Origin of the sequence: Spirosoma spitsbergense DSM 19989 (genome assembly GCF_000374085.1) — a bacterium.
Lineage (GTDB): Bacteria > Bacteroidota > Bacteroidia > Cytophagales > Spirosomataceae > Spirosoma > Spirosoma spitsbergense.
This window is the reverse complement of the sequence record NZ_KB893614.1, coordinates 61910-78447: the sequence shown is the minus strand read 5'-3', so window position 1 is coordinate 78447 and position 16538 is coordinate 61910. Positions and strand designations below refer to the sequence as shown.

13 protein-coding genes are annotated in these 16538 nt (G+C 51.6%); 6 read left to right on the top strand and 7 right to left on the bottom strand.

Annotated features, from left to right (window positions below; genetic code table 11):
- Window positions 1-15 precede the first annotated feature (15 nt).
- Entirely contained in the window at window positions 16-801 is a 786-nt protein-coding gene (locus tag B157_RS0132855; RefSeq protein ID WP_026309120.1) for a cysteine hydrolase family protein, read from the bottom strand.
- Window positions 802-876: 75 nt separating this feature from the next.
- Between B157_RS0132855 and prmA the strand changes: the two genes are divergently transcribed.
- The 5 genes from prmA to B157_RS0132830 all read left to right on the top strand — a co-directional run bounded on the left by prmA (window position 877) and on the right by B157_RS0132830 (window position 8374).
- Window positions 877-1704 (top strand): 50S ribosomal protein L11 methyltransferase, encoded by an 828-nt coding sequence (gene prmA / locus B157_RS0132850; protein ID WP_020607538.1) that lies wholly within the window; start codon window positions 877-879, stop codon window positions 1702-1704.
- A gap of 58 nt (window positions 1705-1762) precedes the next feature.
- Window positions 1763-6805, top strand: coding sequence for a hypothetical protein (locus B157_RS0132845; RefSeq protein ID WP_020607537.1), 5043 nt, complete (start codon window positions 1763-1765; stop codon window positions 6803-6805).
- Window positions 6806-6879: 74 nt separating this feature from the next.
- Complete coding sequence (locus B157_RS0132840; RefSeq protein WP_020607536.1) at window positions 6880-7062, top strand: hypothetical protein; 183 nt, start codon at window positions 6880-6882, stop codon at window positions 7060-7062.
- Between the two features lie 135 nt (window positions 7063-7197).
- Complete coding sequence (locus tag B157_RS40345; protein WP_342664729.1) at window positions 7198-7398, top strand: hypothetical protein; 201 nt, start codon at window positions 7198-7200, stop codon at window positions 7396-7398.
- A 40-nt stretch (window positions 7399-7438) separates the two neighbouring features.
- A complete protein-coding gene (locus B157_RS0132830; RefSeq protein WP_020607534.1) occupies window positions 7439-8374 on the top strand; it encodes a CPBP family intramembrane glutamic endopeptidase in 936 nt (311 codons plus the stop codon).
- A gap of 14 nt (window positions 8375-8388) precedes the next feature.
- Here B157_RS0132830 and B157_RS0132825 read toward each other — a convergent pair whose 3' ends face one another.
- The 5 genes from B157_RS0132825 to B157_RS0132805 form a co-directional block, all read right to left on the bottom strand.
- Window positions 8389-8871 carry an MOSC domain-containing protein gene (locus B157_RS0132825; protein WP_020607533.1) on the bottom strand — a complete coding sequence of 161 codons (483 nt, stop codon included), beginning with the start codon at window positions 8869-8871 and terminating at the stop codon, window positions 8389-8391.
- Between the two features lie 37 nt (window positions 8872-8908).
- Window positions 8909-9388, bottom strand: coding sequence for an RES family NAD+ phosphorylase (locus B157_RS0132820; protein WP_020607532.1), 480 nt, complete (start codon window positions 9386-9388; stop codon window positions 8909-8911).
- Between the two features lie 3 nt (window positions 9389-9391).
- Window positions 9392-9892 carry a type II RES/Xre toxin-antitoxin system antitoxin gene (gene parS / locus B157_RS0132815; RefSeq protein ID WP_020607531.1) on the bottom strand — a complete coding sequence of 167 codons (501 nt, stop codon included), beginning with the start codon at window positions 9890-9892 and terminating at the stop codon, window positions 9392-9394.
- 153 nt (window positions 9893-10045) lie between these two features.
- The gene (locus B157_RS0132810; RefSeq protein ID WP_020607530.1) at window positions 10046-11011 is read right to left on the bottom strand and encodes a metallophosphoesterase family protein; all 966 of its coding nucleotides are present in this window, start codon (window positions 11009-11011) and stop codon (window positions 10046-10048) included.
- Between the two features lie 98 nt (window positions 11012-11109).
- Window positions 11110-13839, bottom strand: a complete 2730-nt coding sequence (locus tag B157_RS0132805) for a DUF5686 and carboxypeptidase regulatory-like domain-containing protein (RefSeq protein ID WP_020607529.1) — start codon at window positions 13837-13839, stop codon at window positions 11110-11112.
- A 313-nt stretch (window positions 13840-14152) separates the two neighbouring features.
- Here B157_RS0132805 and B157_RS0132795 point away from each other — a divergent pair, with 313 nt between their 5' ends.
- Entirely contained in the window at window positions 14153-15514 is a 1362-nt protein-coding gene (locus B157_RS0132795) for a M24 family metallopeptidase (RefSeq protein ID WP_020607527.1), read from the top strand.
- Window positions 15515-15567: 53 nt separating this feature from the next.
- On the opposite strand, the gene B157_RS0132790 is transcribed toward B157_RS0132795, so the two are convergent.
- Window positions 15568-16494: a Ppx/GppA phosphatase family protein gene (locus B157_RS0132790; RefSeq protein ID WP_020607526.1), complete on the bottom strand. Its 927-nt coding sequence runs from the start codon at window positions 16492-16494 to the stop codon at window positions 15568-15570.
- Between the last annotated feature and the right edge of the window lie 44 nt (window positions 16495-16538).

The following is a 16538-nucleotide window of genomic DNA, read 5'->3' as shown; positions in this document are numbered from 1 at the left end:
AAAAGGTACGGGTTTTTAGCTAAAAACCCCGTCAGACTGGATAAAACTGACGTTTCGGGCCTGAGCTTCGGCAAAAATTGGGTCAGCCAGGTGTCCTAATCCCGTAACATCAGACATGCAATCAGTTACGACGGTGAGTTTCGGAATTATGTCTGGAGCAAAATCGAGGAGTTGTTTCAGGCTATTGGCCACGCAGTGCGATTTGGCCTCGCCCATCAAATAGATAGCATCAAAACGGGCAAGGTCATCAATCAACGCCGTGTTCAGCTGTGTTTCCGGAACGGCTGGGTCGGGTACCTGCGCCCGAAAAATTCCGAAATGTTCGGTTAAGGGATATAATCCTTTCTGTACAGCCACATAATCACGATTGCGCTGGTGCGACCAGTCTTTCAGTGCATCAAGTAACGTATCATGCAAAGCCGCACCACGGGAGCCAATTAAACAATGTTCGGGCCAGATGAAATGGGCAAACTGACCGCCAGCTTCAAGGGCATGAACGTATTGACGGGCTTTTTCGGGTGAAAAGCGGGGTATCCACCGACCGGCATCTACCTCTTCGCCTGTGATTTGTGTAAACGGGGCCGGATGGTTTCCGTCGGTATCCTGCCAGAACAGCGGATGGGCAATATCCAGACTATGGTGCGTATCGAGCGTAATAACGATATGGTCAATCCGGTCAGGGTATTTCCGGATAAGTGCAGCGATACGGGCGATATCCTGACCGGCTCCCGGCACAAACAGCGCTCCGTCGGGATGGCAGAAGTCGAATTGAGCGTCGATGATGAGAAGGGCGTTTTTCATAGTTTTACGGGAGAATTCTACTGACGAACATACGAATTGAACCGATAACATACCCCTTTTTTGTTACTTTGACGCATGAACTACCTGGAACTACAGCTGCGCCTGTCGCCTGATTATACCGATATCCTCATTGCCGAACTGGCTGAACTTGGTTTTGACTCTTTCGTAGAAACCGACGAGGGCCTGAACGCATACATCGTTGAGTCGGATTTCAGTGAACAGGCGGTGCAGGGAGTGATTGCTAAATACGCAGACCAAACCGCAATAGTCTACGAAGTTAGTTCGTTAGAGAAACGAAACTGGAACGCCGAGTGGGAGCGCGATTACGAGCCGATAGAAGTGGCGAATCAAGTCCGGGTCCGGGCATCTTTTCACGAGAAAGATGCCCGGTTTCGTTACGACATCGTAATCAACCCCAAAATGTCGTTTGGAACGGGACACCACGAAACCACCGCCATGATGCTGGAACAGCAACTGGGCCTCGATTTTGCCGGTAAAACGGTGCTCGACGTGGGTAGTGGAACGGGGATTCTGGCCATTCTGGCGGCTAAAATGGGCGCGAAAGCGGTTCTGGCCTTCGATATTGAGGAATGGGCGGTGGAGAACGCCCGCGAGAATGCGGAAATGAATGATTGCCCCCAAATTACGGTTTTTCAGGGTACGATTGAGGACGTTAATTCCGATAATGAGTACGATATTATCGTTGCTAATATTAATCGGAACGTATTACTGGCTGAAATACCAACCTACACCAATTTCCTGGTAAATAACGGGTATCTGGCAGTCAGCGGGTTCTACGAGAATGATGCAATGGATATTCAGCAAAAAGCGACAGAAACGGGGCTATCGTTCGTTAAATTAATGACAAACCGAGACTGGACTTCAATCGTATTTCAGAAGTGATTTTCCTTTATCTCGTCAGGAATGACAATCCTGACAGGTGTCATATAGCAAATACATAATGAACCGATTTTTTAATCTAAGCGTCACCCTTTTCCTACTATCCTCCACTTTCTCCTTTGGGCAGGCGGTTCGGATTTCGGACAAGCCGGACCAGTTTATGGCCGACGTGCAGAAACTGATGGCTACGGGTGGGCCGGTAGCCGTTCGGGCGGGTACCGATTTACAGACCGCCTGGTCTGAAAACCGGCTTTCGGCTGCGCAGCAGGAACGGGTAATGGCATTGAGCCGGAAAATGAACCAGAAACGGCTGCAACCCGCCACGTACTTTGCTCCGTTTTATGAATCTATTTACCTGGCGGCACAGCAGCAGTCGGCTACGAACGTAGATGGTCTGTTGACCATTGCCGAGAAGTTATTTGAAGCCAATGACCCCAAAACGTTTGCCCGTAGCCTCGAAACGACCCGTCGTTTTCTGGAGCGGAACGAACTCTACGCCAGTACGTACAATAAACTGTACGCGTCGGGCGGCTCATTCCAGTTTCGGTACGTAGAGGATAATCCGGTGGCGGGTCAGCCGGGTGTATCGCAGGCAACGCTTGATTCAGCCGCTTCGGCTAAAGCATCGGCCGAACGGTCGCGGTTCGATGGCTGGGATACGCCTGGTAGTTCGGATTCTACGCAGCCGCGTACATTGGGTGCGCAGTACATTCCGCAGCGTAAACCAATTCCATCCGTTTCAGGACCAGTCATTACGCTCAAAGGTGTCTCGCTGGCTATTGTGGCCAATGGCGATTCGGCGGTGCTGTCGAATACGAGTGGCGATTTGATGCTCAAGAGCGGTATACTGGTCGGGCAGGGCGGCAAGTTCACCTGGGAAACCGCCGGACGACCTGATATTTTTGTTACGCTGAGCGATTATGCACTCACAACCATGAGCCCGCGTCTGGAAGCCGACGATGTTACGCTGACGTACGAAAAAAGTAAGCCTATAAAAGGTGTATTCGAGTATGTGAGTAAAAAGAAATCCGGGCTTACTACCTATCCACGGTTTATGTCGTGGCAGAACGATGTAAAACTGCCTGACCTGGGGCCGGATATCGACTACCGGGGTGGGCTTGCCTTATCGGGAACGCAGATGGTCGGTGCATCGGCCAGCGGTCAACCTGCTCAGCTAACGGTGAAATACAACGGTAAACCAGCCCTCAAAGCCAGCAGTCGCCGGTTCGATTTTGTCATTGGCGATATGCCGCCCGAAGCCGCACCTGCCGATTCTACCCGAAACGGTGGTTTCAATACGACTGAGCCAGCTAAAGCAACGGGGAAACGTCCAATGATTTCGGCCAACTCAGCCGCGTTTATCGGGTATGTGGGGAGTGATTCCGTTACGCATCCGTCCGTCAAGTTTCGGTACGATAAAAGTCAGCGCATTGCCTGGCTCGACCGCGAGCAGCGAACCGATTATGCCCGCGTTCCCTACGCGGATTCGTACCACAAATTTTACATAGAGCCTGAAGTGGTGCGCTGGGATTTGCCCCGCCGAAAGGTTGATTTTTATCAGGTAGGGGCCAAGCGCGAAGTACCGGTCCGGTTTGAATCATTCGATTATTTTCATCCACAACGCTACACCGACCTGACGGTTGATTACGGATTTCATCCGCTTCAGATTGTTGCGAATTACGTATCGACCAAAAAGCAGCAGACCTTCCTGGACGACGATATGACGCAGTTTGCCAAACAGGTGAACCCCGTTTCGCTGCGGGGGGCGCTGAATCGTATGGTGCTGGAGGGGTACCTGGACCGGGATAACAACACGAAACTGATGCGGCTAAGCCGTAAAGGGATTCTATACGTGCTGGCCAACGTGCAGAAACAGGATTACGATAACTTCCAGGTTCAATCTCTGTTTGCGTCCAACGACAGCATCAAAAATGCGACCATTAACCTCGATGATAAAATCATGACTATTCGGGGCGTTAACCGGTTTGTCCTGTCCGATTCCCTGAAAATTTTCGGCATCCCCTCCGATAAAACGCTTAAAATCGGCAAGGGACGCGATTTTACCTTCAATGGACAACTGAAAGCCGGAACGCTGCGGTACGCGGGACAGGACCTGAAATTCGATTATGATAAGTTTTCGATGGGGCTGAATAAGATTGACTCCATCACGTTCTCGTCGCAGAAACTGGCCGCGCAGGGAAAAGAGGGGGAGATAGGGGGGGATATCAAGTACGAAAAAGCAGGAACTGTTTTTCTGGCGGGTGCCGACAATAAGTCGGGCCGGATGAAGGACAAAAAAACGACCCAGCGACTAGTTATGCCGGAGGGAATGACCGTTTACTTCAACCAACCCGTTCGGGGCGATATTACCTACAATCAGAAAGTTTATTTCAAGATTCCGGCCATCGACAACGATAGTCTTGGCAAGGGCGAGATTGCCTTTGTAGGTACGTTCTATTCCGATGGTATGTTTCCGCCGTTCAAAGCGCAGCTCTTCACCATGCCCGACAATACGCTGGGCTTTGTACACAAGGCACCGGCTGCGGGATACCCCGTATATACCGGTAAGAAAGGAACGACTCCCTCAACTGTGAAATTTACGGGTGAGTTGACCATGGATAAAAGTGGACTTCGGGCCGAAGGGACGCTCAACCACCTGACTGCGAGCTTGAATACAAACGGTATGCTGTTCATGACCGACTCGCTGCTGGCTTCGGGCGACAAGGGCGAAATCAAGGAAGGGTTAGTCGGTAAACCCGGGGGCGCGTCCGCTTATTTTCCACAGGTCCAGCTTAACAACTTCAGCCTGAAATGGTGGCCAAAGGCGGACATCATGGTCATTACAACCCAGAAGAACAACTTCAACTTCTACAATGCGACAACCAATCTGGAGGGCGGCTTAGTCGTCCGTTCGTCGGGGTTGTTTGGCAATGGCACCCTGCGCCGGAAAGATTCAGAAACGGTTTCAAATACCATCAAATTCAACAAAGAGGGCTTCCTGGCCAACGACGCTCAGTTCAAGATTATTTCGGACAAAGAAGCACCGGGCACGTCCGCCGGAAAGCCTATTCTGGTCGGTAATGGTATCGACGTTGATTTCAACCAGACGAAAGGCCTTGTTGGATTAGTTATCAACAAAAAAGAAAGCCTGGATGATACCGTTCAGGCTAGTATGAATTTTCCCTTTGCCGCCTATAAAACCAACATCAACCGGGCGCAGTGGAACCTGAATGCTAAAACCATTGCCATGAAAGGAGATGTGAAAACATCCACCTTCACCGCCACTGACGAGGAACAGGAAGGGTTGACCTTCAATGGCTCGGCGGCTATATACGATGCGGAGAAACGAACCCTGAATATTAGTGGTGTGCCTTATGTGACCTCCGCCGATGCCCGGATTTACCCGGCGAAGGGGTTGGTCGCCATCGGGCGAAACGGTGAGATGGCACCGCTGAAAAATGCCCGGCTGGAACTGGATACTATCAACCTGTTTCACCGGCTTAAAAACGGTAATATCCAGATACTGTCCCGGACGCGTTTTGCGGGCGATGCTACCTACCAGTTTGCTACGGCAAAGGGCGATACGGCGAGTATCAAAATGGGGAGTTTCGAGTTGAAAGAAGCGTCGGCAGTGGCATCGGGTTCGTTAACCGCCGATGCAAAGAAAACGAATCGCCGTGCCGGACGGGCTGGTGACCAGAAGCTGGCGACTACCTATTTTACCGTTGCCCATGCCGAAGTGGATGAAATAGATAACCTGCAACTAGCTCCCAAAATGCTGTTTAAGGGGAATATCGATATGCAGGCACCGGCGCCCGATCTGGCGATGGATGGATTTATTAAACCTGCCCTGAAAAAACGCCCGGACCTGATAGCAGGCTGGATTCCGTTTAAAGAAAAAGTGGCTGAACGACTCGAAATAAAAGTAGATAAGAACCTAAAAAACGAAGGTAATCAGCAACTGGTAGCCGGACTTCATTTCCGCCTGGGTGGCGCGGGAATGTATCCAACGTTCCTGTCGCCAAAAGAAGACTCCCGGGATGATGACCTCTTTACCGCTACCGGAATTATGCGGTACGATGAGAAAGATAAAGTGTACCGCATTTCTTCCAAAGCCGGTGATGCACTGGTCGCCAAACCCGGTGTAGTCATGCCGGTTACCAACGACAACAGTACGAAGAAGGACAGCACAAAAACGGATTTTTCGGAGAGCGTTGCCAGTATCGATGAGGTAGAAAACGATTTTACCTTCAACGATACCCGTGGTCTGATGACGTTCAAAGGAAAACTCAACCTGCTGAATGCGGCCCCAAAAGAGTATCTGCTGGCATCGGGTTCGGCACGGGTCAATATTGACAGTAGTCTGTACCGGTTCAACACGTTTCTGGCCTTCACGTTCCCCGTTCCCGATGCGCTCAACAGCAGTATCGCAGACAAAATTGTAAAGACGAATCTGGAGGAAAGTAACAGCGATGCGGCCGATGATGACCTGAATCGCCTGTCGGATAAACTGGTACCGCTGATTGGCCAGCAGGCGGTGGATGCGTACCGGGTCAAAGCGCAGAATCAGCACGTAGCACTCAGTCAGGCATCGCCCAAACTGAACGCTGCGCTGGTACTGGCCAATGCCAACATGCGCTGGTCGACCAAATACAACGCCTTTTACAGTACCGGCCGTTTGGGCGTGTCGAACATCATGGCGACGGATATCAACGCCCAGATGGATGGCTTTATCGAGATAAGAAAGACTGTCAACGGGGACGAAGCCAGTATTTACCTGGAGTCATCGCCGGATGTATGGGTTTTCTACGACTACAAACCCGGTAACACGCCCGACGCGCTGGGGCAACTGGCCATCATCACGTCGGAGCAGGACATCAATGACCGGCTGCTGGCCGGGTCGAAAAATTCGGGCAAGGCCAGTCTGGAAGTGTTCCCGGCAACGGTCGACGAAAAAACCATGTTCGTAGACCGCTACCTCGACCAGTACAAAACCAAAGCGAAACCCGCCCCGAAGCCAAAACCACAGCCGGGTCAGAAGTTAGCGAAGGAGAAGAAGGAAGAGAAGAAAAAAGACAAGGAAGCCGAGAAGGAAGGCTTTTGATTTCTGTTTACCTTGTGCTACCGAACGGACAATGACATGGATATTTTGGTGAAAGTATCCGACAAGACTTTTTTATGGAGTTGGTGAAAAGTCTGAAATTCAGGGCCGAGCCTACCAATACAGCCAAAGCGAAGTCATTCACACCCGAACAACAGGAATGGATTGATGGGCTGAAAGAATCATTGGAGCAGGTTGAACTGCATCAGCAGGGAAAAATCAAACTGAAATCCGCTCAGGAATTATTGGATGAATTATAGCATTGTTGTATCCGATAAATTTCAGCGAGAACTCAAGAAGTTAGCCAAGAAGTATGGTTCGCTCAAGCAGGATTATGCGAATTTTCTTGAATCATTGGAAGAAAAACCCACACAGGGCGTATCACTAGGAAAAGATTGCTACAAAATCCGGTTAGCTATAACGTCGAAAGGGCAAGCGGGGCGGTGGGCGACCGGGCCGACGCTTCGGTAGTCACCTGCGTCAAAATCGTGCAGGAAACAATTTATCTGCTGTCAATCTATGATAAATCCGAGCGGGACTCCGTCTCCGATAAGGAATTAGATACAATGCTTGGTGAGGCAGGTCTTGACGGCTAAGTAAAAGAACAAACACCTCCGACCCTTCTCAAATGCCCGCGTGAAACTACTTTGGCAAGACCTTCGTACCCATCTTCGTCTTGATTTTCGGCTCGACCTGTACGTGGCGACGGCACTCTGGGCGGCTTTTCTCCTTACCGTCAACTTCTCGCTCAATCTCGAAAATAAGTACATCGACGCTTATCAGGGTAAGCCCTTCCGGCCGGCTTTGTACTTCTGTCTGTACGCCACAGCTTATTACGGCAGCATCTGGCTCTGGACGCACTTCCATAACCGATCCGACATCTGGCGGAACCGTGCATTCTGGCTTCGCACTGGAGTTGCCCTGATTAGCTACTCGCTGTATGCCGGTTTTTGGGGGCAGACTACCTGGAGCAATCAACTGTTTGGTGGGCAGATTTTTGAGTTTGCCTACTATTGCCTGCGTAACCTGCAATCGGTACTGACGATTGTGCTACCGTTGTTTCTGTTCTATACATTCGCCGACCCATACCGCAGTCAGTTTTATGGCATGGCTCCGAAGCGTAAAGGGCTGGCTCTATACGTAATTTTGCTGGCCCTGATGATTCCGCTGATTACGCTGGCCTCATTCCAGCCGGATTTCCTACACGCCTACCCAACGTACCGCGATACGAATGCCGACGAGTTTTTCGGGGTGCCAGAGTGGGTGACAGCCCTGATTTACGAACTATGCTACGGATGGGATTTCGTCCCGACAGAACTGATGTTTCGGGGGTTTTTAGTCATTGGCATGGTCAGGGTGCTGGGGCATGGGGCCGTACTCCCTATGGTGGTCTGGTATTGCGCCATTCATTTCGGCCGACCGCTGGGCGAGGCTATTTCTTCGTTGTTCGGCGGCTATTTGCTGGGGGTGCTAGCCCTAAGTACACGTAGCATCTGGGGGGGGCTGCTCATTCATATCGGCATTGCCTGGGGCATGGAAATAGCTGCCTTCTTGCAGGGAGCCTGGCGGTGATTCGCAGGCATTGATTATTGCTGGCACACCACTACGCCATCCCCAACCCGTATCGCTCCGCCCTTTATTACTTTCGCGGTCATACCACCGTGGCCGCGCATGGCGTTATAGCCACCCGGTCCTAAAGCCGTTTCAATTTTGGAGCAGGGGTGGCACTGACCGGTGATCTGCAACACTACATCGCCCAACTGGATCTGTTTATCCTTCAGGGCCAAAAGATTCAGGCCGGACACCACAATATTACGTCGCACGAGGGCTGGGTCGAGGGTGTCGCGGCCGGTGAGGGCGGCTACCACGGGTAGGTGTTCTTCCTGGATAAGTGTTACGTGCCGGTTGCCGCTTTGGCCGCTATAGTGGTCGCCCACGATGCCTTTTTTTTCGGAAACGGTAATTGTTTCTACTTCCTGCACCGGTTCGCGCCGGACAGGACGGATGCCAATCCACTCCACCTTGCCGGGGTGGGGGAACACATCGAATAAGTCTTTGATGTTTTGCATGGTAGTACAAACCCGTAGCCAGAAACGGGTTCATGAATCAACCCTGTTTCTGTAATCGTTCGTCAAATTCGTGCGTCGAAACATTCAGAACGTTCACCTGACTTATTAACGGATGTACCGGATTGATCAGAATATTTCGGGAAGGAGAGTTACGCAAAATAATGGATGGTATGGAGAAGGCTAAGGTTGGGTGAGCAGGGGTGAGTCTGGGTACCAGAAAGAAAGGAAGTGTAGTTGGAAACCGAATCTGATCCCAGTCCATCGGTAAGTCATCCTCCCCGATTACCTCCACCGAATCGGGCAACTCAATGGTCAGCAGCACAAACGGAGGCAGGTCGCGGATAGGTGTACCGTTTAAATGAACCAATGTTTCCAGCAAAGCCAGTTCGGGCGTTGTGGATGTGTACAGGAGCGGAACGCCCAATGGATTCCAGCGACCACCATTGAGTCGTGCTCCTTCACCCGTTAACACGGAGTCAACAAACTGCCTTTTCTGGATGCGATAGACCAAACGCATCGCCTAACTGTATACACCATACTCGATGCGACCTAGTACCTGATCCACTACCTGAAAGCCGGTAGCCGTGTCCAGCAGTTGCAGCGGGGTCTGATTGCCCAGTATCTCCAGCGGTCGGCGCAGCCACCGGTTAAATTTCCCCTGATCTTCGAAAACCCGCAGACCGTGTGCGGCCAGAGCCATCAGCAGCAGCAGCCGTTCGGACTCTACTTTATTCAGCGATCCATCAACCAGCCGACGGGCCATGGTACGTTCGTTCAGAGACAGAAGAATAGATAGTTCGCGGATAGTCAATTCCAGCAACGTAGCCACGTGCCGAACCTCGGCATGACCAAGACCCAGACGTGATTGGGCAATCAGCTCGAAGGAGCCGGTTTTCTCGGGTAATACCCGTACTGCCGGGGCAACCGTTGGGAGGGACGTGTACGAGGCCGCCTGTTCGGAAACGTAGTGACTACCGTCCGATTGCTTATTGTCGGCTGATTTCTGTGACTTCCCTTTCATGCTGTCAACATTTTGTCAGTAATAGTACTGACATTTTATGGATTGACAACGTAGGAGGTTGCAAAAAAGTTTGACACCTTTTAGTTGCGAGTAGCTACAGCCCAGGTGGTTGACTGTCTGTCTTGGAGGTCTATACCAGCCGAACCCGCCCTGTTATGAGTAAGTCACGTACCGGTTTTCTACTGTGCCATCGTTGAATAAATCCACGACGGCATAACCGGCACCGGTATGGTGGTACTTGCCAAACCACCAGGCACCGCTAACGGCCCCGTTGCAGAAATACGAAACGCCGTTGTAATCCACCCGGTCCAATAAATGAATATGGCCGCTGATGGCGGCCTTTACGTTGGGGTGATGATGAAATAAATCGGTGATGCGAACGGTATCGCTGTGCATCCACCGGGCCGGTACGTTCCAGTTTTCACCGGCGAATCGCTGCCCGTCGAAGAAGACGCAGGCCGCCAGAATGGGTACGTGAGAAACGATAAAGACGGGCGTTTCGGCGGGGGTTTGTTTCAGGTCGTTTTCGAGCCAATGGAACTGTTCATCATCGAGGTGAGCCGTGTACCAGCTCCCGTCGATTTTTGGCTGTACGCTGTCCAATACCACAATGTGCCAGCCGTTCTGGTCGTGGCTGTAGTAGCGTTTGGTCATCTGGAATTCATCCATCGCCCACTGTTTGCCAGCCTCAAAACAAGCCTTTGTTTCCTGCCGACACCAGATGTCGTGGTTACCAACACAATTGAGCAACGGTAACGCGTTTTCGCTTTTAAGGACATCCTGATAAAGCCGCCACTGCCGTGCTACGCTGTCTTTACCGCGCCCATGGGCTTCCATTACGGCATCGCCCCCATTGATGATAAGGTCCGGTTTGTCGGGTAGATTCTGGGCGTGATGCAGGCATCGCTCAAATCCTTTGGCAGCCCCGATAATCGGCTGCATATGTACATCGGTGAGGTGAGCAATTCGCAGTGCCCGCTGTCGGAGCGCTGGTGTGGTTGGCTGAGCAACTGTCAGACCCGGTACCGAAAGAGCCGCAAGGCCCGTACTCATTCGTCTAACAACGTCCCGACGATTCATGCGTACATTGGCATTGGTTTGCGCAAAGTAAGCGTTCATTCGTGACGTGTTGATTAAACGAAGTTTATGCTTATGTTAGGAATTGGGTACCCCTGTTCATACAGGTATCTTGTAGCGCAGACGTTCAGGTTACATACCTATCGACCAAATTTCAGCGTGGTGCCCAGCCGGAAACCTAAGCCCTGGTATTTGGCATCCTGCCACTGGGAAATAATCTCCACCCGAAAGAAAGGTAATACCTGCGGAATCAGGCCATCCAGGCCATATCCGACTTCCGTGTAGTTTTTAGAGGCTGGTGTGGCGAGATAATGAACGAACAGGTTTTCCTTCATACCAACCAGCCGGGCCAGGGTTATCTGCGTCAGGAGAAATTTACGGAATTCGGCCAGCACGTGTGCTTCGGCAAAACGCTTTGCCGTGCTGTACTGGTAATAGGGCAGGAGTCGAAAACTCGATACCACATCACCCTGTTGCAGGAAGAAATAGTTGCCGTAGAAATGCTTGAAATCAGGGAAGTATACTTTCCGGTCATTCAGGAATGTACCGGCTGTTAACTGATAACTTAGCCGGCTTCGAATGCCCGTCTCGAACGAATGACCCACGGCAGCCTGCACAAAATCATAATCGACGCCATCCGCAAACGACGTGTTTATCCCTTTGCGGTAGTTGAGCGTCAGCACCGGGGCGTTGTTATCCTGCCGCGTAATTTTTCGGCCATTACGGATGGTGTACTGGGTAGACCCCAGCCGAACCGAAGCCAGCAGGTTTAGAACCAAAGCGTTATGCGTTGGGAAAGCGGTACTAACAACTTCCGCATTGTCGGGGCGGTTAGATGAGAAGGTGCGGTTTTTCCAGTTAATCCAGGGTTTGAGGTCTTCCCGGTAGTTATCCAGTTCAGTCCGTTGCGCGTATTCCAGACTACCCACCAGCGTAATGCGGTTCTGAAATGGCGACGCGTTCACCGCCAGTTTCAGGAAATCTTTCTGGTAGATTTTGGCGAAATTCTGCTCGAATAATAGCGTCGTCAGCGTATTCAGAAACGGGCTGATCGGGTTGTCGGGGTTAAACTGGTAGAGGTAACGTCCGCCCGACAGTCCAATCTTGGTCGTCTTATGCTGGTAACTCCCCTCGCCAAATCCGACTAGTTGTTTTCGACCAAACTGATACCGCGCCGTACCACCGATGTTCCATTCACTCAGCGATATTTGCGTAAACCGACTCACCGAATCGACTTTGGGCCGATACCGCAGATTCAGCGCACCTTCAAGCGTATAGCCCTCTACCGTGTTGTACTCGATTCGGGATAAGGGGCTGGTGTAAATCAGTGAATTTTGTTTGTTGAGCCGCCACGTATGCCCACCCAGCAACTGACCCGCCGAAAATTTGTTCGGTGATTTTTTCTTCGCCGTACTGTCCCGTTTCAACGTATCTGTTTTAGACCCCGGGGCCTTTACTTCGCGCACCAGTCCCAAACTATCGGCTTTACGGTAACTTTTTATCTCGGCGGTCGTGAGCGGTACCGAGCGCAGCGAATCCCAGAAAACATTGGAGCGTTTGCGGGCCAGCGTATCGACCACCATCGAATCGTCGCGCACGACGTTGACGTCTTCTTTTTTGTTTTTACGGGCCAGTTTCTCCTGTTTCTCGTACTCTTTCACCATCTGCCGCAGGTTTTTGGTCGAGAACTCCTTTTGTTTTTTTACCAGCTCTTCCATGTCACTTCCCTTGATATCACTTTTGGAGAGCGTTTGCGTGGGGGCGTATTTTTTCTCGTCGGCCACCTGAATATCCTCTACGAAAGCCGGATTGATGACAAATTCGCTGAAGGTCAGATTACGGATGTAGTAGCCGGACGCTTTTACGCCCAGGTAGGAGCCGCTTCCCGTGTAACGCTGATTCGTGGGCATCCACACGCCCTGAATGGGGCTGCACATGTGCCGAACGGTGAAGGAAATACCCAGGTTATTGATGGTTTCGAGTTGCAGGCTGTAGATAGCCCAGGTGTTTTCGATGATGAAGATAGTACCCCGAAAAACGCCTTCGCCGTACTGACGCGGGATGACCTGAATCTTGCTGATTTCAACCGGTTTCCCATCCGGGCCGTTTTCCCGAAACGTGCCTTTGTACTCAAATTTATAATACCCGAAAGCCTTAGGTGACAGGGGCGACACTGCGCCCGCAATGGTTGGATCGTAAAAACTGGCGTTGAAAAAGCTACTCGGGCTCAGGAAATCACCCTGCGAATTACGGTTGGCAATTATGCGCTGCCGATAGGTGTTGGGCTGACTAAACGTTACTTCGGCTACGGTTTCGTTCAGCAGTGGCACACCCACTTTAAAATTGGCTTCTTTCTCCGCTTCTTTCAGTTGTTTCCGAAACATGGCTTCGGCCAGATTGGGCAGGTCGATTACTGTAAACGACGATTTCGTGTATACCCTTGCCGTAAATCGCTGCACCTGTAATTTGTGGAAGCGGCTTTTGGCAATGGCCCGGCGCATGATGGTGTAGGCCGGGTCTTCATTGCCCGCTTTGGTCTGCACCTCAGCCAGCCGGTAGGCCTGTTCCTCCATCGTAGCATCCATCGTGGTAAATCCATTACTGATTTCGGCAGATTTCTGAATGGTCTGGAAGCCCAGGAACTGGAAAGTAATGGCGTAGTTACCCGGTGCCAGCGCGATTTCATACTTACCCTCCGCGTTGGTAATAGTACCCGTAGGCCGGGTTGCTGCTGTGGTTCCTTTAACAACGACAGCGGCAAACGGCAGGGTTTCTCCCTTCGCGTTTTTCACGGTGCCCCGCAGGCCCGTTTGGGCAACGGTGGTTAATGCGTATAGAAAACAGCCAAACGTCAGCAGTAAATACCTCATGCGAAAAGAACCTATTGTCGATAGTACGAATGTAACAGGTAAACGAAGATGTTGCCCGCTTTCATCCACGAACGGTCGATTTCAACTGGTTAGCGTGGGAGCGAGTCAACAGAATATACAGAGGATGCCCAAACTCATGGAAAGGTTGCTGTTGGTCAGAATAATAATTGTGGCGATGTCGTACATGGGGCATATCGCAGGGTAACCAGAGGTCTAGTATTTAACGGGTCTTTGTTGCAAAAGACCCGTACGCACCGTGCGGGTCTTTTAGGTTGGTTGCGTATCTTGCTCCAAACTACACAGCCTGACATCTATGCGCCAACTCATTTACCCGCTTTTATTTTTACTCAGTACGTTACCTGCCGTTGCCCAGGTCAGTAGCCCCGTTACCATACTGCCCGAGCGCGAACGGGCGCGGATCGTTGACGAGATGCTGGAAGACCGGTTTGCTAATTTCCTACCCCAGTTGATGCGCCGGGAAGGAATTGATATGTGGGTGATTATATCCCGCGAGTACAATGAAGACCCCGTCCTGAAAACCATGCTCCCCAGCACCTGGCTCTCGGCCCGACGACGGACGATTATGGTGTTTTATGATACGGGAAAAGAAGGAGCCGATGCGCTGGAAAAACTCGCCATTGCCCGTTACGATGTGGGAAACCTGCTAAAAGGCGCGTGGGACATCGATGTGCGGCCCAATCAGTGGGAAGCGCTGACGAAGATTATCGAAGACCGCAAGCCGAAAAAAATAGGCCTTAACTTTTCCACCAACTACGCCCACGCCGACGGACTGGCCTTTACGGAGCACGAAGAGTTTCTGCAAAAGCTACCCGCCGAGTACCAGAAACGCATTGTCTCGGCGGAGAAACTAGCCGTTGGCTGGCTCGAAACCCGTACCCAAAAAGAGATGACGATTTATCCGCTCATCTGCCGGCTCTCGCACCAGATCATTCAGGAAGGGTTCTCGGAACAAGTTATCCAGCCAGGCGTGACCACCACGGATGATGTGGTCTGGTGGTTTCGGCAGCGCATCACCAATCTGGGTCTGGACACCTGGTTTCACCCCACTGTGGATGTGCAGCGTGCCGACCAGGAGGACTTTAATCACCTGCGTACGTTCGCCAAACGCCCGGATAAACAGGTGATTATGCCCGGCGACTTACTACACGTCGATTTCGGCATCACGTACCTCCGGCTCAACACCGACCAGCAGCAACATGCGTATGTCCTGCGCCCCGGCGAAACGGACGTGCCCGAAGCGCTTAAAATGGCGTTCAAACAGGGGAATCGATTGCAGGAGATTCTGACCGAACAGTTCAAGGCGGGTAAAACGGGCAATCAGATGCTACTGGCGGCACTGGACCAGTCGAAGAAGGAGGGTATTAACGGCACCATCTACACGCACCCAATTGGTGTGCACGGGCATGCCGCCGGGCCTACAATCGGGATGTGGGACCAGCAGAAAGGTGTTCCCGGCTCCGGCGATTACCCGTTGCTGGCCAACACCGCTTACTCCATCGAACTCAATGCCGCCGTCGAAATTCCTGAGTGGAAAAAAATAGTACGCATCATGCTGGAGGAAGACGGCTTCTTCGATGGTCAGACCTTCCGCTATATCGACGGTCGACAGACGGAAATTTACACTATTCCCCGGAAGTTAGAGTATGTGAAATAGGTCATGATTATGGCTGTCTATCGGGTTAGACTACGTTTGCCGGTTCACAGGCATCATTCGCTGAGAGAGGCCAGAACACCCTCTTTTAGCGAATAGGTGGAGGTTCGGATATTGGAGATGGTGTACGTTTTCAATACGTAATCAATCAGGCAGACGGCCACCACAATCATGTCGACGCGCAGGTCAATCATGCCGGGAATCTGCATCCGTTCGGCCCGGTTACTGGCAATGAGCAGCGAATAAGCCCGGTAAAATTCGCCCACGGGCAACATGAACGTTGCCTGATTCGGGTCGGGCAGGTGTCCCTGTTCGTGCATGCACCACATATCGACCAGCGTATCGAACGAACCGGAAGAGCCAACCAGAACATCGGGATGGTACTGGTGAATAGCGTTGGCCAGCGGCAGCAGTTGCTCCTGAAAGTAATCGTGCAATCGACGAACGCTGCCAGCACTGATGGGGTCAGTGGACATGAATCGTTCGAGAAGCCGCTGACCACCAATCTCAAAACTCTGTTTCCAGAAAATCCGGGATTTATTGCCCAGTATAAATTCGACACTGCCTCCGCCAATATCCATCACCAGGGCCGTTTTTTCATCCAGCGCACCAGCCGCCCGAATTCCCTGGTAGATGTACTCGGCTTCCTGGTCGCCCGAAATGACTCGAATATTGATGCCGGTTTCGGCCCGAATCCGGTCGATGAATTCGGCCTGATTTCGGGCTACCCGAATGGCGCTGGTGCCAATGGCAATAACCTGCTCCGGCAAGACGCCGTGCTGGTCGAGTATGTGCCTGAAATACGTCAGAACAGTTAACGCCCGGCCGATTCCCTCCTCCGTGATAACGCCTTTGTTGATACCCGCCTGCCCAATTTTGGCAGCCCGACTTTCGCGAACCAGGACGGTGTGGCTGAGGCCGTTGGTTTCGGAAATAAGGAGGTGAAATGTATTCGTACCTAAGTCAATGATTGCTTGTTTCATACCCGCAAATCTATTACCTTTGCCGTCCGGTTTTTAGCTAAAAC